A 20,576-nucleotide genomic window follows, 5' to 3' on the forward strand; every position below is an offset into this window, starting at 1 on the left:
ATGTTTGCTCCGAGATGGAGCAGAAGAATTGTAAAACTATTCTGAAAATGGAAGGCAAAAGGGTCAGTCCCCTTTTTAGCCAACAGACTCCCCCCTCTATATCATCTGCCGAGGGGGCAATCTGTCTTTTAAATTGATAAACTATTCTGAAAATGGTAGGCAAAAGGGTCAGTCCCCTTTTTGGAATTTCTTTATTCTTTCGTATATGGTGTCTACACCCAGCCCGTATTTTTCTATTAACTCTAATGCCGGACCGGATTCTCCATAAGTGTCATTGATTCCTATTTTCATTACTTTTGTGGGAGCCTCTTCTGCCAGGGCATCGCATACTGCGCTTCCCAGCCCGCCGATGATGTTATGTTCCTCAACTGTAACAACTTTGCCGGTTTTTTTTGCTGCTGCAATTATTAATTCTTTGTCCAACGGCTTAATTGTATGGATGTTGATGACCTTTGCTTCTATCCCATCCGCTGCCAGCTTATCGGCTGCTGCAAGGCAGTTTGACACGGGGAGTCCTGTCGCAACGATGGTAATATCTTTTCCCTCCCGAAGGACCACGCCCTTTCCGAGTTCAAATTTATAATCCGAGTTGTCGTTGATGACGGGGACTGCCAGTCTTCCAAAACGCAGGTAAACTGGTCCGTTGTGCTCATATGCCGCTTTTACGGCCGCCCTTGCCTCTACGTCATCGGAGGGGCAAATGACAACCATTCCGGGGATTGTGCGCATCAGGGCGATGTCTTCATTGCACTGATGTGTAGCGCCGTCTTCTCCTACAGAAATCCCTGCATGTGTTGCTCCGATTTTTACGTTCAGATGGGGGTATCCTATGGAGTTACGCACCTGTTCAAATGCACGCCCTGCCGCAAACATGGCAAATGAGCTTGCAAACGGCACTTTCCCTGTGGCTGCAATTCCTGCTGCTACACCCATCATGTTTGCCTCTGCAATACCACAGTCTATATGTCTCTCAGGAAATGCTTTTTTAAATACGCCTGTCTTCGTAGCTGCTGCAAGATCTGCATCCAGCACGATTACGTCATCATGCTCCTTGCCTAATTCAGTCAAAGCATTGCCATAGCTTTCCCTTGTTGCAATTTTCTTTACTTCTGACATAATGCTTCACCTACTTTCTCTAAATCTTCCATTGCTACCTTATACTGCTCGTCGTTCGGGGCAGCTCCGTGCCATGAAGCTTGATTCTCCATAAAGGAAACACCTTTTCCTTTAATCGTCTTTGCAATAATCGCCGTAGGGCATCCCTTTACAGTTTTTGCCTCTTTAAATGCAGCATCAATCTGATCAAAATCATTTCCGTCAATATTGATAACGTGAAAATTAAATGCTTCAAATTTCTTATCAATAGGGTAAGGAGAGTTTATCTCATCTATCGCACCATCAATCTGAAGGTTATTGTTGTCCACAATGACCACTAGATTATCCAGCTTTCTGTGCCCTGCCAGCATGGAAGCCTCCCATACCTGGCCTTCCTGAAGCTCGCCGTCACCAACCAGAGTGTATACTCTGTAATCATCACCGGATAATTTCGCTGAAATTGCCATGCCTACTGCTGCTGAAATTCCTTGCCCCAAAGAACCTGATGTCATATCCACACCAGGTATATGCTTCATATCCGGATGTCCCTGGAGATAAGAACCCGTATGGCGGAATGTCTTTAAATCTTCAACTGGAAAGAAGCCTTTGTGCGCCAGAGTGGAGTACAGCCCCGGGCTTGTATGCCCTTTAGATAATACAAATCTGTCGCGGTTCGGTTTCTTCGGATTTTTGGGATCGACGTTGAGTTCCTCATAATAAAGATACGTAAAAATATCTGCTGCTGAGAGGGAACCGCCCGGATGTCCAGACTTTGCACTGTGCACTGCCGTTATAATACCTTTGCGGATCTCATTTGCAGTCTTCATCAATTCTAGCTTATTCATGAAATTCCTCCTGTTTATAAGTTCTTGTAACAGTTCAACCATCAGCTCGATTCCGCTACGCTTCATCTCGCTGTGGCAGAGTGCCACATGAATTTTCAAAGGGGTCTGACCCCTTTTACCTTGATTGTTAAATTATTCACCAAAAACTGTCCTGTAATCTGCCTGGAATTTTGCAATTCCGGCATCTGTCAGCGGATGATGTGTCATCTGCTCAATTACTGCATATGGCACGGTTGCAATATCTGCACCTGCAAGTGCACAGTCTGTTACATGAATCGGGTTGCGCACGCTTGCTGCGATAATTTCTGTCTCAATTCCCGCTACTGCAAAAATTTCAGCAATCTCTGCAATTAAGTCCGTCCCGCGAACAGAAATATCATCCAGGCGTCCCAGGAACGGGGATACGTATGTGGCTCCTGCTCTTGCTGCCAGAAGAGCCTGGTTTGCCGAGAAAATTAATGTTACATTTGTCTTGATTCCTTCGGAAGAAAGAACCTTGCAGGCTTTTAATCCTTCCACTGTCATCGGAATCTTAACTACCATGTTTTTATGAATCTTTGCAATCTCTCTTCCCTCTGCAATCATACCCTCTGCATCTGTAGTTGTGGCTTTCACCTCACCGCTGATAGGGCCGTCCACAATAGAAGCAATCTCTGCAATTACTTCTTCAAAAACTCGTCCTTCTTTTGCTATTAATGAGGGATTTGTAGTAACTCCACAAATAACGCCCATATCATTTGCTTTTTTAATATCTTCTACCTTTGCTGTGTCGATAAAAAATTTCATGTCCGTTCCTCCTCTTAGAACTAAAATCCTTTGTTTTCCTAATGCTAATTATAGCTGCCGCGAACAGATGGGTCAATAGGCCTGTAAATTATTAATGATTTTGTCAACTAATATATCTAAATTATTAGTTGAATTTCCAGTATTTTTGAATCATGGATTTTAATATAGAATATTCCTTTATATCTTTTACAGTACTTTAAGTGCAGGTCAAAGGCCTGATACATTTCAAACGCCAAATTATTATTAATAATATTTCTTATTAAATTAATTTTTTGTGACCGCTCAGAACCAAGCAGATGTAGTGAGAATACCTTTACTTTTCTTGGTTCTGAATAATTATGTCTTCCTTTTCCTGGCTCTGGGATATGACGTAGTCCCCCTTATGACAATTCTCGGCTCATACTCCACGTGGTAAATGCTTATGGGCTCCATTTCCGAATATTGTCTGTCTCTGGTCTTAATCTTTTTCATAATAATATCACAGGCATCCCGGCCTTTATAAATCACAAAATGCTCTATCGTCGTCAGTGATATTTTTTGCATCCGCGCAAACAGAGTATTATCACACCCCATAACAGACATATCCCCGGGAACCTTATATTTTTCATCATAGAGAGCATCCAGTATTCCAAAAGCGATCATGTCATTGAGTCCCACGATGGCAGTCAGTTCTTCGTGCTCTGCAAGAAGCTCTTTAGTTAAATCATACCCAATGCGGTATTCTGAATCAATTCCCGGCACATCCTTGTCCATCTTCTCGTTGGCCGCCTTAATAATCACATTATTCCCAAGATCTGCATCCTTAAACTCCTTAAGAAAACCTTCCACCCTCTTGGACCGTTGTTTCTGTCTTACAGTCAGAGGCGGCGCAATATATCCCACATGCTGATGTCCCAATTCCAGAAGATGCTTTGCCATGATCCTTCCCAGTTTGGAATTGTCGAGCTCCACAGCATCCACATCTAGCTTTTCATTCTGATTATTGATAATCGCAAAAGGAATCTGCGCTGAAAGCTCCTCCACAGAGGGCATGAAACACCGGCTGGGATTGCAGGTGTAGATAACTCCCTGAGGATTCAGAGATGGCATCATTTTCAGATACCGCTCTTCCAACTCCAGGTTTCTCTGGGTATTGCAAACAAACAGCCCGAATCCTTGTTCTGTTGCCCTGGACTCAATCCCCTGCAGCAGCATGACATAATAAGGATTAGTCAGATTGGGACAAAATACCACCAGGAGCTTCTCCCGCTTATTTTCCGTATGGTGCTTCCTCTTCGGCAGTTCGTAGCCAAGCTCAGCCGCCGCTTCCTCCACCTTTCGTATGACATCCTTAGAAAATGAAACATTGTATTTTTTATTCAGCACCATGGAGACGGTTGCCTGGGAAACTCCTGCTTTTCGCGCCACATCCGAAGATGTCACTTTCTTCTTATACATAATCTCACATCCTCAAAGTCTCTTTCAGTGTGCTGTCTCATTGACCTTCAGCAAAATATCAATGAGACAGTGTACTAAAGCTCCGTCCTGCCTTCCAAAGCCCTAAGAAGTGTTACCTCGTCAATATACTCTAAATCGCCGCCCACAGGAACCCCGCTGGCAATCCGGCTCACCTTAATCCCTGCAGGCTTAATCAGCTTACTGATATACATCGCAGTCGTTTCTCCCTCAAGACTGGAGTTCGTCGCAATAATCACCTCGTCCACATCGCCCTGAAGGCGTTCCATAAGCTCTTTCAGCTTAATATCCCCCGGGCCAATACCAAGCATAGGGGAAATCGCCCCGTGAAGTACATGGTAGACACCGTTATATTTCCCTGTTTTCTCGTAAGCCGCCAGATCTCTGGGAGTCTCTACCACCATGATTGTCTTCTGATCCCTGTCCGGGTTACTGCAGATCGGACAAAGTTCATGATCCGTCAATGTACAGCACTGGGCACAGTACCGCACATTATTGCGGGCCTCCACAAGGCACCTGGCAAAGCTTTCCACCTGCTCTTTTGGCATATTAATAACATGAAACGCCAGCCTCTGGGCAGACTTCGTCCCAATTCCGGGCAGACGGGAAAACTCCTCAATCAGCCTGCTGATTTGATTACTGTAATAATCCATTTAAATTCACTCCTGTAAAATGAACAGAGAGCTCAAAGGGGTCTGACCCTTTTGAGCTCCGTTGTCTGAAAATTTGCATGGCTGAACTGGTTAGAACATCCCTGGCATTCCTCCGCCGAGTCCGCCTGTCAGCTTATTCATTGCGGAGCTGGATTCCTCGTCCACCTTTCGAAGTGCTTCATTCGTCGCCGCCACAATCAGGTCTTCCAGCATCTCTATATCTTCCGGATCCACAACTTCTTCCTGCAGCTTTACTTTCATCACTTCCCGCTTGCCGGATATTGTAACTTCTACAGCACCGCCGCCTGCTGCCGCAGTAAATTCTTTTGTCTCAAGCTCCTTTGTCTGCTCTTCCATCTGCCTCTGCATCTTTTGTGCCTGCTTCATCAGATTTGCCATATTCCCTGGGACTCCGCCCCCCGGAAAACCACCCTTTTTTGCCATAACTTAATCCTCCACTGTTATTTCCATATTAATCTTCTTTTCGATGTCCACAAATGTATCTTCAAAGTGCCGTCCTTCTTCTACATGACGGACCTCCACTTCTACTCTTTTTCCTATCCGCTTCTCAATCAGCCCTTCAAGCTCCTGTCTGTGCTCCTCCTTGCCGACCACGTCTGCCTCCAATGTGCCGGGCATAACAATCAGCAGTCTGTTGTCCCCGCCCAAGCTGAGCCTTGCCTTCTTCAGAAATGTCCGGAGCATTCCGGATGTCTCATCCGCAATGGGTCTGAAGTTCTTCACAACCTCCTGGATATCTTCCGGAATAGCATTGGGAAGCTCCGGTTTTGGAACCTTTTGGCCGCTTTCTCTTCCCGCTTGATCCCTGTACACAGCCCGCTCCTGCACGGTAGGCGCAAGGGCCCCCTGCTCTACCTTTTCCTCCACGGAGCGTATGCGGTCAAGCAGCGTATCCTGCTCCACCTCCATGGCCGGCGTGCAGAGCTTAATCAGCGCAACTTCAAGCATGACCCTCTTCTGCGTTGCATATTTCAGCTGTCCTGACAGTTCAGAAAAAATGCGAATATACCGAAGCAGCATATCCGGCTCTATCATCTGAGCCTCTTCTTTTAATTGAAGCATATTCTCCGTAGATACATCTAACACATCTTCTATATTATCAGATGTTTTCACCAGAAGCAAGTTCCTGAGATACCATGTAAAATCTGCAGAAAGTTGTGTCAGCTCTCTGCCTTCCATCATCAGCTCTTCCACTGTGTCCAGAACCTGAGGTATGTCCCGTTTTATAATATTGCGTAAAAGTCTGCTGAACACATCTGTATCCACAGCCCCCAGCACATCCAGCACTTGCTCATAGGTCAACTTCTCTCCGAGATGAAATGCAATACATTGATCCAGAAGGCTGAGTGCATCACGCATAGAACCGTCTGCCGCTTTCGCTACATAGCGGAGGGCCTTCTCCTCTACCTCCACCTGCTCGGTTTCCATAAGCTCCTTCAGACGGTTTACAATGACATCGATGCTGATTCGTTTGAAATCATACCGTTGGCACCGGGAAAGAATGGTAATCGGTATTTTATGCACCTCTGTAGTTGCAAGTATAAAAATAACATATTCCGGAGGTTCCTCCAATGTCTTTAAAAGGGCATTAAAAGCGCCTATGGAAAGCATATGCACTTCATCTATAATGTAGACCTTGTACCGCCCTTCCGTAGGGCGGTAAGCCACCTCTTCACGTATTTCACGGATATTGTCCACCCCATTGTTGGAAGCGGCGTCAATCTCGATCACATTCATGGAGGTTCCCGCAGCGATGGACCTGCACATCCCACATTCCCCGCAGGGGCTTCCATCTTTCGGGTGTTCGCAGTTTACCGCTCTGGCAAATATCTTCGCCACGCTGGTTTTCCCAGTTCCCCTGGTCCCGCAAAACAGATATGCATGCCCGATACGGTTTGCCTTGATCTGATTCTGCAAAGTTGTAACAATATGATCCTGGCCCTTCACATCTTCAAATGATAAAGGGCGGAATTTTCTGTAAAGCGCCGTGTACGACATAAATTACACCTCTGATTCTTAAATTTCATCTCCAAAGCTTATCCCAATTCTCCTGGCCTCCTGAATCAGACTGCAGTCAGGATCCACCGTTTTCAGCTTCCCTGCTACATTCTGAAGAGGAATCTTTGCCGTTTCCCCATTCTTTATGCCAATCATATATCCGTACTCCTGCTTCAGAATCAGCTCCGCAGCCGCAGCACCCACTCTGGTGGCAATCACACGGTCACAGGCACATGGAGACCCTCCCCGCTGCGTATGTCCGGGAACAGTGATGCGCACTTCCTTGTCAGTCTTCTGCTGAATCTGCTCCGCCAGCTCATAGGCTACAGATGGGTATTTTCGTTTTGACACCTTTTCCCTATACTCTTTCTTCTTCAGCTTTGCATCTTCCCTGGAAACAGCCCCCTCGGCCACCGCCAGTATGGTAAATGGCTTAGACACCACGGTCCGTTTCTGGATCACCGCTGTAATCGCATCAATATTATAAGGGATCTCCGGAATCAAAATTACATCTGCGCCTCCGGCTATTCCTGCGTTAAGAGTCACATGGCCTACTTTATGTCCCATTATTTCTATAATAAATACACGGCTGTGTGAAGTAGCCGTAGTATGGATTCTGTCAATCGTATCCGTGGCAATATCCACAGCACTCTGAAATCCAAAGGTCATGTCGGTTCCCCACAGATCATTGTCTATAGTCTTCGGAAGTGTAATAATATTCAATCCTTCTTCTCTTAAGAGATTCGCCGTCTTATGAGTGCCGTTTCCTCCCAGTATAACCAGACAATCCAGGCTCAGCTTATTAAATGTATGCTTCATAGCCGATACCTTGTCCAGACCATTTGCATCCGGCACCCTCATTAGCTTAAAGGGCTGCCTTGAAGTTCCTAAAATAGTTCCGCCTCTTGTCAGAATCCCCGAAAAATTCTTTGCAGTCAGCATATCAAAATTGCCATAAATTAACCCTTTATACCCGTCTCTGAAACCATATATCTCTACATCATCCCTCGTAGAGCACACACCCTTTACCACGCCCCGCATGGCTGCATTCAATGCCTGGCAGTCTCCTCCGCTGGTCAACATTCCTATTCTCAGCATACCCGAACCCTCCTTTTTGAAAATACCATAAGGCAAAGCTTTTTCATCTTTATGATTATACCCTATTTTAAACTGCGTAACAAGAAAAAGCTGTCCGAGGTTTCCCGGCAGCTCCTGATGTCTGTTTTCTGTAATCTTACTTATCTGGCAGAGACAGCCTCGTACCCCACCAGATCTTTAATCACTTCACCTGCTATCATCAGCCCCACAGCAGACGGAACAAATGCATTGCTTCCGGGCACCTGCCGGCGCTGGGTACATTTTCGTGCTGTCCCCGGAGGACAGATGCAGTGTGCCTTGCAGCTGATTGCCATATCTTCGATAGGTACAATCGGCACTTCTTTAGAATAAACAACCTTCAGGCTTTTAATTCCCCTTTTTCTGAGCTCACGACGCATAACCTTGGCAAGTGGGCAAATAGAAGTCTCGTAAATGTCAGCTACCTCAAAAGCAGTGGCATCAACCTTATTTCCTGCTCCCATGGAACTGATAATCGGCGTACCTGCAGCATTTGCATTTTCTACAAGTGCAAGCTTTCCGGTCACTGTGTCAATGGCATCCACAACATAATCATATTCTGTAAAGTTGAACTGTCCCGCTGTGTCAGGGGTGTAGAAAGTCTTATAGGTGTGTACAACGGTATCCGGATTAATATCGGCAATCCGTTCTGCCGCCACATCTACTTTATATTTGCCTACAGTTTTACGCGTGGCATAAATCTGACGGTTGATATTTGTCAGACAGATCTTGTCATCATCAATCAGATCCACCGTCCCCACACCGCTTCGTACCAGTGCTTCTACCGTATACCCCCCGACCCCGCCGATACCAAACAGGGCAACCCTTGAGCCTGCAAGCCTTTCCATGGCTTCCCTTCCAAAAAGCAGCTCAGTTCTCGAAAATTGATTTAACATCTCTATAACTCCTCAATGAAACAAATTTGCAACTATTTCCGCCCTCCTGAATAGTTACAGTCATATAAAGTACTCTATAGTTTTATCCGCAGTCAGTTTTGTGTTTTCGTTAAACAGTAAGACCGCTTCTCTGTCTTCCATATTTCCCAGGGCATAGAGCTCCTGGGTTTCTCTGTTGAAGTAGGAAAATTCATGGTCATTTACTCCTTAGATATCAGCAGAGTGAAGATCTGATATTATTCCGGGAGATTATAGCACAATATGCGAAAATTTTCAAATTGCCGGCTGCAAGTTGATTTCATTAATTCCAGAGATTAATTTATACTTATTGAACTATTAATATTCAATAAGGTGTACAATTTCGTTCCTTTTTCTTGTGAAAGATAATGCTGGAATAATTTATAGAAAAATGCTAACATATCTGTATAGGAACCTTTTATTACCCAAAACACATATGAGATGAGGTGCGTGTAATAATGGCTAAAGCAGTTTCCCCAAAAAGAACTCATTTATTTCATGACCTTCTATTTTTCAGTTCAATAATTGTGGTCATTTTAGCTGTAATATTAATTGATTATTTTCTAAGCCCAGGTACTACATATCCTGTCCGCTCTGTTCTTGATGTGAACATAATAAAAGCAGACGGCGCAGATTACTTTGTAAAAGCCTTGAATGATTCCGGTGATATTGATAAAAATGAAGAATTCTATATAAAATTTTTAGGGATAAACGAAGAAAAATATGGTATAGGCAATAAATTACACATAGTATTTTTTGATTCAGACTTTGATGAAACCGGGGATTTCCCCACGATCACAATTCCGTATTCAGACGCATTTCTCTATCCCGAGAAATATAATGATGTTGGAGACACATCACCGTCAGTCCGTCCTCATATTCTTTCACTTTCCCTGCTACGTTAAGTTTCATTATTCATCCCTGCCTTTTTGCACAATTAAGTCGTAGGTACCATCCTCATTATTCTTCAGTTTTAAAATCTGATGTCCCTCTTCCTTTCCAAAGTTTCCTCCAAAGGAGACCAGATAACCCGATTTGCCTTCCCATGCATTAAAAGGACATGCCTTGACACAGCGTCCGCAATTCGTACACTTATCTTTATCCAGCACAATCTCGTTTTCCGTCTGGGTAAGAGCTCCATCACGGCAGGCTTTTGTGCACACGCCACAGAGGGTGCAGTCTTCGGGAATCCATTTCACCCCGTAACCGCCCTTGATTCCCATATCATTTCCCTCTGCCTTTAGATAATTATTCATACATCCGGTAACCCCAAATTTAAACTTGTGGGGCAGCTCCCGGCCAAAATAGTGCTCGGATATCTCCACCCGCCAGGGGATACGTGTCTATACAGCCGGAGCCGCATATGGCACTTCTCTGGCAGGCTGTAACTGTTCTTACTCTGGGTCCGCACACCCCGGTATCTACACCGCCCGTCTCCAACAATGGATATTTCTGCACACGCCCGCCAAACCCCGTAAATATGCCATCTCGTATATTGGCAAACTCATTTCTAAAGGGCAAATCAAAATCCAGAGGATAATGGAAGCTTTCTCCTTTCAGGGGAAGTACATCTCCCGGACGATAAATTGACGGGGCAGGGCTGTGGCGCAGGACTGTGTGAATGTCGGGGTGGTAATAAAAACTGTCAAAAAGCTTTATGGAAAGTGTTTTGTCTCCGTCACTTAAGAATACGCCGTCCTGCCTCTATCTGTCACTGAAATCCTCGGAAACTATGGTTGGGACGGCACACTCTCTGCACCGGCATATAAAATCCCGGCTCCGGCGCGCCATTTGAAATATTTACCGTTTCCAGATGATTCAGCAGTGTCTCTCCATGATACCATTTCATTTTATCGGAATGTACAGTAACATTATCCCCTTCCGTCGCAGAAACCGGTATAATGACAGCGTGTTTCAAACCCAATTCTCTGCTAAGGGCATCGGTCTTAAAATAGCGATAAGCCACGTCAATCGTGATCCCCTGCTCACGTTCTGCCATCAAACGATGAAGAATTTCCACCTTGCCTATTTTTAACCAGATCAGGCTCCCCGGACAGACTTTACAGCACCGGCCGCAGCCGATACATTGGTTCTTCTTGATTTCAATGCTCATAGATTTCTCCTTACTGCACAAGCGGCCTATCCACCCATCTTCGGAATACAATGTAGTCAGTGCAATACCGGCCACTGCTGTATGCAGGGCAAAGGGTAGTTCAATCAGACCATCCAGCACCCGCCTGAGCGGAAATCTATAACGGGTCAGAACCCAGGCAAGAAGGGTTCCAAACACTGCATTGATTACCGCAGCAATGGCGGAGCAGGAAAGGCTGACCCTATAGGCCGCCACTGTCTGCTTATCCGTTACCACCTTCCAGAACTCGCTGAAACTATAGTCAGTCAGTATTAAAAATACCGAGAACAGGGGGATTAGCACAATGAAACTAAGCATTGTAATTGTAATTCCCATGGAAAGCCCGAGCCCTGGTATCACACTGTTGTTCTGTTTTTTGAAGGGCCTTTTCAGCCGGAACATATTTGAATCCTCCTATTGATATATCTGGTCAAAGATGGCTCCGTCCGCAAAAAGTTTCTCAGTAGCGGCATCCCATCCTCCAAAATCGTCATCAATATTTACCAGCTCAATATTCAGGTCAAAGATATCACTGAACTCCTGCAGGATATTCTGAGAAAGCACCTACAACATCGGAAACGCACTGGAAGACGCAAATTAATTTTATTCAACATGAAATTCCCTCCTCACTCCATATTCCCACTTTCCTTATAAGTTTAATATATATTATATGGAATGGCTCAGAGATTTGCAACGTGAAATCAGGCAATCGTTTGCGTCCGAAAATGAAACACATAACATTTTTATAGTAAATTTCCTGCCTTTGTGCTAGAATGAAAGAGGTTTGGCGACAGAAAAAAGTTTCTTTTCCGCAAACTGAATTCAGAATTAAAGGAGAGTTATTATGGCATCCATCAGACCCTTTCAGAGTATACGCCCCGCAAAAGAACTGGCATCCGCTATTCCAGCACTTCCCTATGATGTGTACAGCAGCAAAGAGGCCAGAGATATTGTGAAGCAGAATTCTCTTTCCTTTTTGCAAATAGACCGGGCAGAAACCCAATTCGCTCCTGATACAGATATGTACTCCCAGCCCGTATATGAGAAAGCCCGAGATACATTAAATGAAATGATAGAAAATGGCTACTTTGTTAAAGATAAGAGCCCCTGTTATTATATCTACGCCCTCACCCAAAACGGTCATACTCAAACTGGGCTTGTGGGCTGTGCCTCCATTGATGATTACCTGGAAGGCAGAATTAAAAAACATGAGCATACCCGGGAAGACAAGGAGCTGGACAGAATACGCCACATTGACACAATAAGTGCACAGACCGGTCCGATTTTCCTGGCTTACCATATGAATGCCTCATTGAATCAGATATTGAATGCAGTGAAAGACACTGCCCCGCTTTATGATTTCACAAGTAAAGACCATGTGCGGCATCAGGTGTGGCAGATTAAGAGCATAGAAAGTATTAATAAAATAACTTATATTTTCGAAGAAATTGACAATATTTATATAGCAGACGGCCATCACCGGGCCGCATCCGCTGTAAAGACAGGCTTAAAACGCCGAACTGAACACCCTGACTATGACGGGAGTGAAGAGTTCAACTACTTCCTTTCCGTCCTCTTTCCTGCTGAAGAACTTCATATTTACGACTATAACCGTGTAGTTTCCGACCTGAACGGCTATACATTTGATAAGTTTCTTGATATGATAAGGAGTGGTTTTGAAATAACAGACATGGGCAATGAAGTCTGTCGTCCTTCCTGTAAGGGCGAAATCGGACTTTATGGGAATGGCCGTTGGTATCTCCTGAAAGCAAATCCTTTTTTGTTTTCAGATGATCCGGTGGACAGCCTGGATGTATCTGTTCTGCAAAATGTGATCCTGGGACCTCTTCTGGGAATCAGACACCCCAAAACCGATACCCGTATTCAGTTCATGGGCGGAGTCCGGGGATTAAAGGCCCTGTCTGAGGCTGTAGACAGTGCCGGGAAGGGTGTGGCATTTGCCATGTATCCGACCTCAATGGAGGAACTACTTAGGGTTGCAGATGCGGGCAGGCTTATGCCGCCTAAATCCACCTGGTTTGAACCGAAACTCAGAAGCGGATTATTTATCCATCAGTTCGAGAGATGAGTAGTAACTTTAGATTGATTTAGAAGGAGATGTTAAGAATGGAAAGAAATGACCTTTGCTGGTGTGGCAGTGGAAAGAAATATAAAAAATGCCACATGGCAATTGAGGAAAAAATGAAACTGCACGCTGAAAAGGGGGAGATTGTCCCAAAGCGCAAATTGCTGAAGACCCCTTTCCAGATTGAGAAGATCAAAGAGAGTGCTGCTGTGAACACTGCAGTTCTTGATGCAGTTGCTGAACAGATTCACGCCGGAATGAGCACTGAGGATATTGATAAAATTGTATATGATGTCACAGTTAAGCATGGTGCAGTCCCTGCCCCTCTGCATTTTGAGGGATTTCCAAAGAGTGTGTGTACCTCTATAAACAATGAAATCTGCCACGGCATTCCCGACGAAAATATTATTCTGAAGGAAGGAGACATTATTAATGTAGACGTCTCCACGAATTTAAAGGGTTACTTTTCCGATGCCTCAAGAATGTTTAAGATAGGGCAAGTGTCCGAGGAGGCCGAACGTATTGTAAGAGTCACAGAAGAATGCGTGAATTTGGGGTTGGCTGCCGCAAAGCCCTGGGGACATTTAGGCGACATCGCCGATGCCATCAATACGCACGCCCAGGCAAACGGGTATACTATAGTAGAAGATATCGGCGGGCATGGGATTGGCCTCCGGTTTCATGAAGAGCCTTTCGTCAGCTATGTCACACCAAAAGGCAGTGAAATGCTTCTCGTTCCCGGCATGATGTTCACAATTGAGCCGATGATTAACGAGGGAAGCCCGGATTTCTATGTGGATGAAGAGAATGACTGGACGGTATATACCATCGATGACGGACTCTCGGCGCAGATCGAATACATGGTGCTGGTGAAAGAAGATGGAATTGAAGTATTAACTAAATAAGTAAGGGACAGCCCCCGCAGGCGTGTTATGCATCTTGAATGGATATATGCCCGGGGGCTAAATCTTTCTTGATATGGTATATGTGCACAAATAATTAATCGTATAATTGATACAATTGTACAATTGTAATCATTTTAAAAATGTGTTATATTCTATCTGTAGATAAATAGAACATCGTTCTTTATTGTAGAACATTGTGGAGTTGAAAGATTATGGGAACAAACGCAGAAATTAAGATTAAAAGTTTACAGAAGGCTTTGGAAGTTTTAAATTGTTTTTCCTCAAAGCCAACACTTGGCGTAACTGAGATCAGTGAGCAATTGGGATTATATAAAAGCAACGTACATAACATTCTCAGCACCTTTCAGGCAATGAATTATCTGGAAAAGGATGAGGAAAGCGATAAGTACAAACTGGGAATGGGAATCTTCACTTTGAGCAGAGCTCTCGGAGATACATTTGCCATCACCAAGATTGCTATGCCCTATATGCAGGAATTGGCCAATATAACAAATACACGGGTTTATCTGGCTATCCCCCACAATAATGAGGTAGTTTACCTGGAAGCTATGTATCCGGCTGAATCCACCCATCTGATGCGGTCGATGCTGGGCGAACGGGCTGATATGCACTGTACCGGCCTCGGTAAGGCCATGCTGGCAAATATGTCCCAAAAGAAAATAGCTTCCTATCTGGAACGGGATTTAACTGCATACACAGACCAGACTATTACAGATAAAGATGCCTTTTACAAAGAACTTCTTCTGATAAAACAGAGAGGGTATGCCGTCGATGATATGGAGCATGAATTTGGAATTAAATGTGTAGCTCTTCCAATTTTCGACAAGTCCAGAAATCTTTATGCGGCTATAAGTATCAGTGGATCTTACCCTCAGTTTACGGAAGATCAGATCCGTAGGTGGGCTATTTTGATAAAGAAGTATGTTGATAAAATAGAGCAGCGTTTATAGCAGAGCTTAACATGAAGCTTGAATCTTTTGATTCGAGTTTTATTTTAAAGCATATAAGAGAACAACGTTCTTCATAGTAGAACGAGAAGGAGGTGCTATATGGAAAATGAATTTCCGGACGGAATGTGGCCGGTCATGCTAACCCCCTTTACAAACGGCGGTACAGTAGACTATCACGTCTTAAGTGAACTTGTCGAATGGTATATCTCAAGTGGCTCCAGTGGACTGTTCGCTGTCTGCCAGTCCAGCGAGATGTTCTTTCTCTCTTTGGAAGAACGATGTAAAATCACCCGGTTCGTTAAGGAAGCAGCAGGGAAAAGAGTTCCCGTCATCTCTTCCGGCCACATTTCCTATAATCTGAAAGACCAGATCAAAGAACTATGTGCAGTTGCGGAAAATGGGGCAGATGCCCTCATACTAATTTCCAACAGGTTTGCAAAAGAAAATGAGTCTGATGATGTGTTTCTTAAAAATTTGGATGCCGTTATCAGTAAATTGCCCGTAAACTTACCATTGGGGTTTTATGAATGTCCATATCCCTACAAGAGAATTCTTTCAGAAAAGATTATAAAATACTGTGTAGATAGTGGACAGTTCTATTTTTTAAAGGACACAAGCTGCGACATGGAGAACATCAGGAGAAAGCTTGCGTTACTAAAAGGCAGCCGGATGAAGTTATACAACGCAAATACAGCCACACTGTTGGAGAGTCTTAAAGAAGGGGCTTCCGGCTACAGTGGAGTGATGGCAAATTATCATCCCAGGCTCTATGCATGGCTGCTGCAGAACTGGAAAAAGGAGCCGGAAAGAGCAGAGATTCTTCAGGAAATTCTGACAATGTGCTCTTTTATTGAACTTAAAAACTATCCTCTCAGTGCCAAATACTATCTCAGGGAATTGGGCGTTCCCATAGAGTACATAACACGTAAAAATACAAAGGACTGTATAAATCAAACAGAGATTCTGGAATTGAGGCAATTGAGATGCTTGTCAGAAGAGTTATTAAAAAAGTGGTACACATAATCCAATATAAGAGGAGGAAGCATTATGAGAAAAGGATTCAAAAAGTTTTTGGCAGCGACATTGACAGTAGCAATGACGGCAGCTCTGCTTGCAGGGTGCGGCGGAAATTCATCGGATTCATCATCCGCAAAATCAGATTCTACAAAAGAGGGCGGGATTGAGCCCTGCACCATTACCTATTACGGGGGATGGACCGGCGCCGACCTTGAAAAAATGCAGGCTCTTGTAGACGATTACAACAGCAGCCAGGATACCGTTACTGTGGAATTCACATCGCTGCAGTGGAGTGACATTTTTACAAAATTCCTTGCAGATTACCAGGCAGGTGCATCCCCGGATGTGGTGGCCATGCACACATTTGAAATGGGCCAGTTCGTGGATATGGGCGTTCTGGATGCCGACCAGGTCAAGGCACTGGACCTTAGCGAAAGTGATTATGTAAAAACTGCATGGGACGGCTGTAAATATGAAGACACTTTATATGGTGTACCCATTGATCTGAATATGCATGCACTCTACTATAATGAAGCTCTGCTGGATGCGGCGGGAATTGAAAACGCGCCTCAGACTGGTGATGAACTAATTGACACTGCAATGAAGCTGACCGTTGATGCCAACGGGAGGAACGCTGCTGAAGAAGGCTTTGACAAAAACAACATTAAGCAGTACGGCTTTGGTTTTCTGCAGAATCATCACACCTTTTATCAGACATATGCAATGATGAACCAGCAGGGATACAACCCATTTACAGATGATATGAAAGAAATCAGCCTGGATGCGGATAAGACCTCAAAGGCAATTCAGTTTGTAGAGGATTTAATCTACAAATATAATGTAACGCCCGTAGGCGAAAAATCTCCTATCGATGATTTTAAAGCAGGTAATGTTGCAATGATTATCGATGGAAACTGGCAGCTTTCCGGTCTCAGTGATGTTTCTTTTAAATGGAATACGGCAGAGTACCCACAGATATTTGACGAGAAAGCCGTTTGGGGAGCTTCCGAACTTCTGGCGTTCCCTGCAAGTAAAAATCCAGATGAGAACAAGCAGGCTGCAGCCCGGGAATTTGTAAAATGGCTGTCTGAAAACTCTGCCCAATGGGCTCTTTCCGGACAGATTCCAGCAAATGTCCAGTCTCAGGAGGACTCAGAGAAATTACCGGGTATCGATGCTTTTTATGCAGAGATGGATTATGTAAAATTCCTTCCCGCTAACCCCCTTTCCGTTTCGCTCTTCTCTTCCAAAGCGCCAAGTCCGATATTGACAATGGCTCAGGATGCGACACTCAACAATAAAGACGCCGGAGAGATTACGTCACAGTTTGAAAAAGATTTGAACGATGTAATGAAAAATAACTAAATGTTGTCAAGCGTTTGTCCACTTCATCAAGGAGGATAATATAGTATGAAACGAAAACAAGGCAGAGTAGCCGCGTTATTTCTTTTGCCGTATATGATTGTATTTACGGTATTCAGGCTAGGTCCCAGTATTGCAGGGCTTTTCATCGGATTTATGAAGTGGAATATTGCAGGAATACCCCGATTTGCCGGCCTTGAAAACTTTAAACGACTATTTACAGACCAGTATTTTATGATTTCACTTTGGAATACTTTCAAATTTTTTATACTGACACTCCCGCCGCTGATTATTTTCAGCCTTCTGCTTGCATTACTGCTGAACCAGAAAATGCGCTTTAAAAGTGTGGGAAGAGTCGTATCTATCATCCCGTTTGTATTGATTCCGGCAGTTGTCGGAATCATATGGACGTGGATGTACGACAACAATTTCGGAATATTGAATTACTATCTGAAAGAAATGGGCCAAAGTAAAATCCAATGGCTTACCAGTGAAAAGGTTGCGCTTGTCTCCGTGGCGGTTGTGGTAATCTGGACCTACCTTGGCTATAATATGGTTCTGTTTCTGGCCGGACTGCAGGGAATCCCGCATGACTTATACGAAGCAGCGGAAATTGACGGAGCAACAAAAGTCCAGACATTTTTCAAAATCACCTGTCCTTTATTGAAACCTGTTGCATCCATGGTTATCACTTTAACGCTGGTCAACACCGTACAGCTTTTCGACCAGATTTATGTTATGACCGCAGGGGGACCCGGCACATCAACTCTCACAATGGTTCAATATCTTTATACCACAGCATTTCAGAACTATGACCTGGGATATGGTTCCGCCATTGAAGTTGCTATTCTGCTAATTCTTGTAGTTCTTATCAAATTGCAGAACAGCATACTGAAAGTGGATGAGGAGGCTTAAAGTTATGAAGAAATTAAAAGGAAGCGTAAAATATATCGTAACGATTCTCATATGTATCGTATTTCTATTTCCAATTGCCTGGGCCCTGGTGTGCTCCGTCAAACCCGAAGCCGATATCACTAGTTATCCCCCCAGATGGATTCCTGATGTGGCCACTTTTGCCAATTATGCAGAGGTACTGCGGAAATATCCTTATATGTCATGGATGAAGAACAGTATTATCACTGCAGGGGCCGGAACGATATTAATTTTAATATTGTCCTCCCTCGCTGCCTATGCTTTTGCAAGGTTTCAATTTAAAGGGAAAAAAGTGCTGTACAGCACAATCGTAGCCATGCTGCTCGTTCCCATTCAGGCATATATGATACCATTATTTCTGCTGTGCTCAAAGATGAACCTGCTGAATACATATGCGGGTATTATCCTCCCTTCCGCAGCAAACGTAACAAGTATTTTTATCTTAACAAGTTTCTTCAAGGGACTTCCCACAGAGCTGGAAGAAGCCGCCAGAATTGACGGATGCGGAGAACTCAGAATATTTCTTCAGATTATGCTTCCGCTGTCAAAGCCGGCCTTATCCACTGTGACAATCTTGACATTTATCGCAAACTGGAACAGTTTCCTTTGGCCCATGATATGTATCAGAACAGATAACCTGAAAACACTGCCAGTAGGAATCGCCCAGTTCATGGGATCTGTAAATTCCAATGCTCAGTTCCAGTACGGCACTGCTCTCGCCGGATGCTGTATGGCCGTAATACCAACATTAATCGTTTTCCTCGCATTGCAGAAATACTTTGTAGAAGGAATCGCAAGCTCAGGTATTAAAGGATGATAGTAAAATGAAAAGTACTTTATTTGAAGCAAATAAAAGTTTTGTTTTTAAGGATTCTCTTAAAAATGAAATTTGTCATGCATCCACACTTGCACTATTGCCAAATGGAGATTTGTTTTGTGCATGGTTTCAGGGCAGTACAGAGGGTGCCCCTGACGTAAAAATATATGGGACAATACGTCGTGATGGGCTGTGGGAATCTCCCGTTGTTCTGGCCGGGCACAACGGTGTACCATGCTGGAATCCTGTACTCTATGTGCGCCAGAATGGAGAATTGGTTTTGTATTATAAAGTCGGAGAAGAAATAGCTCTCTGGCAGACTATGTGTAAAATATCACAGGATAACGGCAGCAGCTGGAGTGAGACAAAAGAGCTTGTACCGGGGGATGCCGGCGGACGTGGACCAGTCAGAAATAAAATTCTTAAATTAAAAAGCGGACGTCTTCTGGCACCTGCTTCTCTCGAAAACGGAGCTTGGAGAGCCTTTGCGGATATATCGGATGATGATGGAATTACCTGGAGGAAAAGTGAAGAAGTTACAATCTCGCTGCCAGAAGATCAAAAGGTAAATAGGAATTTTACAAAGATCCCTGTGTCAGAGCAGTCTTTCAAAGGACGGGGTGTTATTCAGCCCACCTTCTGGGAATCAGGAGAAGCAGTTCATATGCTGATGCGAAGCACGGAAGGACAAATTTATCACAGCATTTCTAAAAACGAGGGTGAATGCTGGAGTGAGGCACTCCCCACCGGGATACCTAACAATAACAGCGGTATTGACACAGTAAAGTCATTCAGCGGAAACGTTTATCTGGTCTGCAACCCTGTGGGGGAAAGCTGGGGGAAAAGAACTCCTATCTGTCTGCTCTGTTCAGAAGGCGGCGGAAACAACTGGGAGCAGGTGATGCTGCTGGACAAAGGGGCGGGTGAGTTCTCTTACCCGGCCATATTATGTGACGGAAACACTTTATACATCACATATACCTGGAAGCGGGAAAGTATAGCATTTTGGAAAATTAAGATTAGGGAATAGTTCTCCATTAAAAATGTAGATTGCGTACCCTTATAATTGGGCTCTGCAATCTACATTTTTTCTAAATCAATATGGAATGTCAACAGTACACTAGCTCTTAGAATTTTTAAGCCGGATTCTATATATCTTAAAGATACCCCTTATCTTTTAAAATTGATTGGGCCTGCTTTTTTTTGGCATCACTTACTAAGATAATAGGTCCCGTACAGCCCATCCCGCTGTCCGCGTATATGCCTTCTTTCCACAGTGCTTTTACACCGTCCTCCAAATCCATGATCTCGATCCCGGGGATCTGCTCCGTCACGACCTCTTTCGGCGGTGCTGTCACTTCTTCCTCTGGGGCTGATTTTTCCGCTGCTTTCCTCTCTGCAAGAATCTCTTTGAATCCGGCATTGCCTGCCGCCTCGAATTCTTTGGCAGAGACAGCAAACACCTTTCCTC

The 20,576-nt window shown here is 44.3% G+C and carries 19 protein-coding genes and 3 pseudogenes; 9 read left to right on the top strand and 13 right to left on the bottom strand.

What is annotated here, in order from left to right; all coding sequences use genetic code 11:
• Positions 1 to 168: 168 nt before the first annotated feature.
• The 9 genes from EDD59_RS12415 to EDD59_RS12455 all read right to left on the bottom strand — a co-directional run bounded on the left by EDD59_RS12415 (position 169) and on the right by EDD59_RS12455 (position 8,865).
• Positions 169 to 1,116, bottom strand: a complete 948-nt coding sequence (locus EDD59_RS12415; protein WP_132382339.1) for a transketolase family protein — start codon at positions 1,114 to 1,116, stop codon at positions 169 to 171.
• On the bottom strand, positions 1,104 to 1,940 hold the full coding sequence (locus EDD59_RS12420; protein WP_132382341.1) for a transketolase: 837 nt from the start codon (positions 1,938 to 1,940) through the stop codon (positions 1,104 to 1,106). Before EDD59_RS12420 ends, EDD59_RS12415 begins: the two co-directional genes overlap by 13 nt.
• Before the next feature lie 132 nt (positions 1,941 to 2,072).
• Positions 2,073 to 2,726, bottom strand: coding sequence for a fructose-6-phosphate aldolase (gene fsa, locus EDD59_RS12425; RefSeq protein WP_132382343.1), 654 nt, complete (start codon positions 2,724 to 2,726; stop codon positions 2,073 to 2,075).
• Between the two features lie 336 nt (positions 2,727 to 3,062).
• Positions 3,063 to 4,163 (bottom strand): LacI family DNA-binding transcriptional regulator, encoded by a 1,101-nt coding sequence (locus EDD59_RS12430; RefSeq protein ID WP_132382345.1) that lies wholly within the window; start codon positions 4,161 to 4,163, stop codon positions 3,063 to 3,065.
• 74 nt (positions 4,164 to 4,237) lie between these two features.
• On the bottom strand, positions 4,238 to 4,834 hold the full coding sequence (gene recR / locus EDD59_RS12435; protein ID WP_132382347.1) for a recombination mediator RecR: 597 nt from the start codon (positions 4,832 to 4,834) through the stop codon (positions 4,238 to 4,240).
• 90 nt (positions 4,835 to 4,924) lie between these two features.
• The gene (locus tag EDD59_RS12440; protein ID WP_132382348.1) at positions 4,925 to 5,278 is read right to left on the bottom strand and encodes a YbaB/EbfC family nucleoid-associated protein; all 354 of its coding nucleotides are present in this window, start codon (positions 5,276 to 5,278) and stop codon (positions 4,925 to 4,927) included.
• Between the two features lie 3 nt (positions 5,279 to 5,281).
• Positions 5,282 to 6,853: a DNA polymerase III subunit gamma/tau gene (dnaX, locus tag EDD59_RS12445; RefSeq protein ID WP_132382350.1), complete on the bottom strand. Its 1,572-nt coding sequence runs from the start codon at positions 6,851 to 6,853 to the stop codon at positions 5,282 to 5,284.
• Positions 6,854 to 6,871: 18 nt separating this feature from the next.
• Complete coding sequence (locus EDD59_RS12450) at positions 6,872 to 7,951, bottom strand: 6-phosphofructokinase (protein ID WP_132382352.1); 1,080 nt, start codon at positions 7,949 to 7,951, stop codon at positions 6,872 to 6,874.
• 140 nt (positions 7,952 to 8,091) lie between these two features.
• On the bottom strand, positions 8,092 to 8,865 hold the full coding sequence (locus EDD59_RS12455) for a tRNA threonylcarbamoyladenosine dehydratase (RefSeq protein ID WP_132382354.1): 774 nt from the start codon (positions 8,863 to 8,865) through the stop codon (positions 8,092 to 8,094).
• Positions 8,866 to 9,341: 476 nt separating this feature from the next.
• On the opposite strand from EDD59_RS12455, the gene EDD59_RS12465 reads away from it, so the two are divergent.
• Positions 9,342 to 9,788 carry a hypothetical protein gene (locus tag EDD59_RS12465; protein ID WP_132382356.1) on the top strand — a complete coding sequence of 149 codons (447 nt, stop codon included), beginning with the start codon at positions 9,342 to 9,344 and terminating at the stop codon, positions 9,786 to 9,788.
• A gap of 48 nt (positions 9,789 to 9,836) precedes the next feature.
• Here EDD59_RS12465 and EDD59_RS18165 read toward each other — a convergent pair.
• From EDD59_RS18165 to EDD59_RS12480, 3 genes and pseudogenes are all read right to left on the bottom strand, one after another.
• Positions 9,837 to 10,323 (bottom strand): annotated as a pseudogene (locus EDD59_RS18165) (4Fe-4S binding protein); the annotation flags it as partial.
• A gap of 274 nt (positions 10,324 to 10,597) precedes the next feature.
• Positions 10,598 to 10,897, bottom strand: a pseudogene (locus EDD59_RS18595) (hypothetical protein); the annotation flags it as partial.
• Between the two features lie 531 nt (positions 10,898 to 11,428).
• Positions 11,429 to 11,578 (bottom strand): hypothetical protein, encoded by a 150-nt coding sequence (locus EDD59_RS12480; protein WP_207670405.1) that lies wholly within the window; start codon positions 11,576 to 11,578, stop codon positions 11,429 to 11,431.
• 280 nt (positions 11,579 to 11,858) lie between these two features.
• Here EDD59_RS12480 and EDD59_RS12485 point away from each other — a divergent pair, with 280 nt between their 5' ends.
• The 8 genes from EDD59_RS12485 to EDD59_RS12520 all read left to right on the top strand — a co-directional run bounded on the left by EDD59_RS12485 (position 11,859) and on the right by EDD59_RS12520 (position 20,135).
• Entirely contained in the window at positions 11,859 to 13,103 is a 1,245-nt protein-coding gene (locus EDD59_RS12485; protein WP_132382358.1) for a DUF1015 domain-containing protein, read from the top strand.
• A gap of 38 nt (positions 13,104 to 13,141) precedes the next feature.
• Positions 13,142 to 14,005, top strand: coding sequence for a methionyl aminopeptidase (locus EDD59_RS12490; protein WP_132382360.1), 864 nt, complete (start codon positions 13,142 to 13,144; stop codon positions 14,003 to 14,005).
• Positions 14,006 to 14,217: 212 nt separating this feature from the next.
• Positions 14,218 to 14,976: an IclR family transcriptional regulator gene (locus tag EDD59_RS12495; protein WP_132382362.1), complete on the top strand. Its 759-nt coding sequence runs from the start codon at positions 14,218 to 14,220 to the stop codon at positions 14,974 to 14,976.
• 99 nt (positions 14,977 to 15,075) lie between these two features.
• Positions 15,076 to 15,999, top strand: a complete 924-nt coding sequence (locus tag EDD59_RS12500) for a dihydrodipicolinate synthase family protein (RefSeq protein ID WP_132382364.1) — start codon at positions 15,076 to 15,078, stop codon at positions 15,997 to 15,999.
• A 24-nt stretch (positions 16,000 to 16,023) separates the two neighbouring features.
• The gene (locus EDD59_RS12505) at positions 16,024 to 17,358 is read left to right on the top strand and encodes an ABC transporter substrate-binding protein (RefSeq protein ID WP_132382366.1); all 1,335 of its coding nucleotides are present in this window, start codon (positions 16,024 to 16,026) and stop codon (positions 17,356 to 17,358) included.
• 45 nt (positions 17,359 to 17,403) lie between these two features.
• A complete protein-coding gene (locus EDD59_RS12510; RefSeq protein ID WP_132382368.1) occupies positions 17,404 to 18,270 on the top strand; it encodes a carbohydrate ABC transporter permease in 867 nt (288 codons plus the stop codon).
• A gap of 4 nt (positions 18,271 to 18,274) precedes the next feature.
• The gene (locus tag EDD59_RS12515; protein WP_243117418.1) at positions 18,275 to 19,105 is read left to right on the top strand and encodes a carbohydrate ABC transporter permease; all 831 of its coding nucleotides are present in this window, start codon (positions 18,275 to 18,277) and stop codon (positions 19,103 to 19,105) included.
• 7 nt (positions 19,106 to 19,112) lie between these two features.
• On the top strand, positions 19,113 to 20,135 hold the full coding sequence (locus tag EDD59_RS12520) for a sialidase family protein (RefSeq protein ID WP_132382372.1): 1,023 nt from the start codon (positions 19,113 to 19,115) through the stop codon (positions 20,133 to 20,135).
• Positions 20,136 to 20,262: 127 nt separating this feature from the next.
• On the opposite strand, the pseudogene EDD59_RS12525 reads toward EDD59_RS12520, so the two are convergent.
• Positions 20,263 to 20,576, bottom strand: a pseudogene (locus EDD59_RS12525) (glycine/sarcosine/betaine reductase complex component C subunit alpha); the annotation flags it as partial.

The organism is Muricomes intestini (assembly GCF_004346165.1).
GTDB classification, from domain to species: domain Bacteria; phylum Bacillota; class Clostridia; order Lachnospirales; family Lachnospiraceae; genus Muricomes; species Muricomes intestini.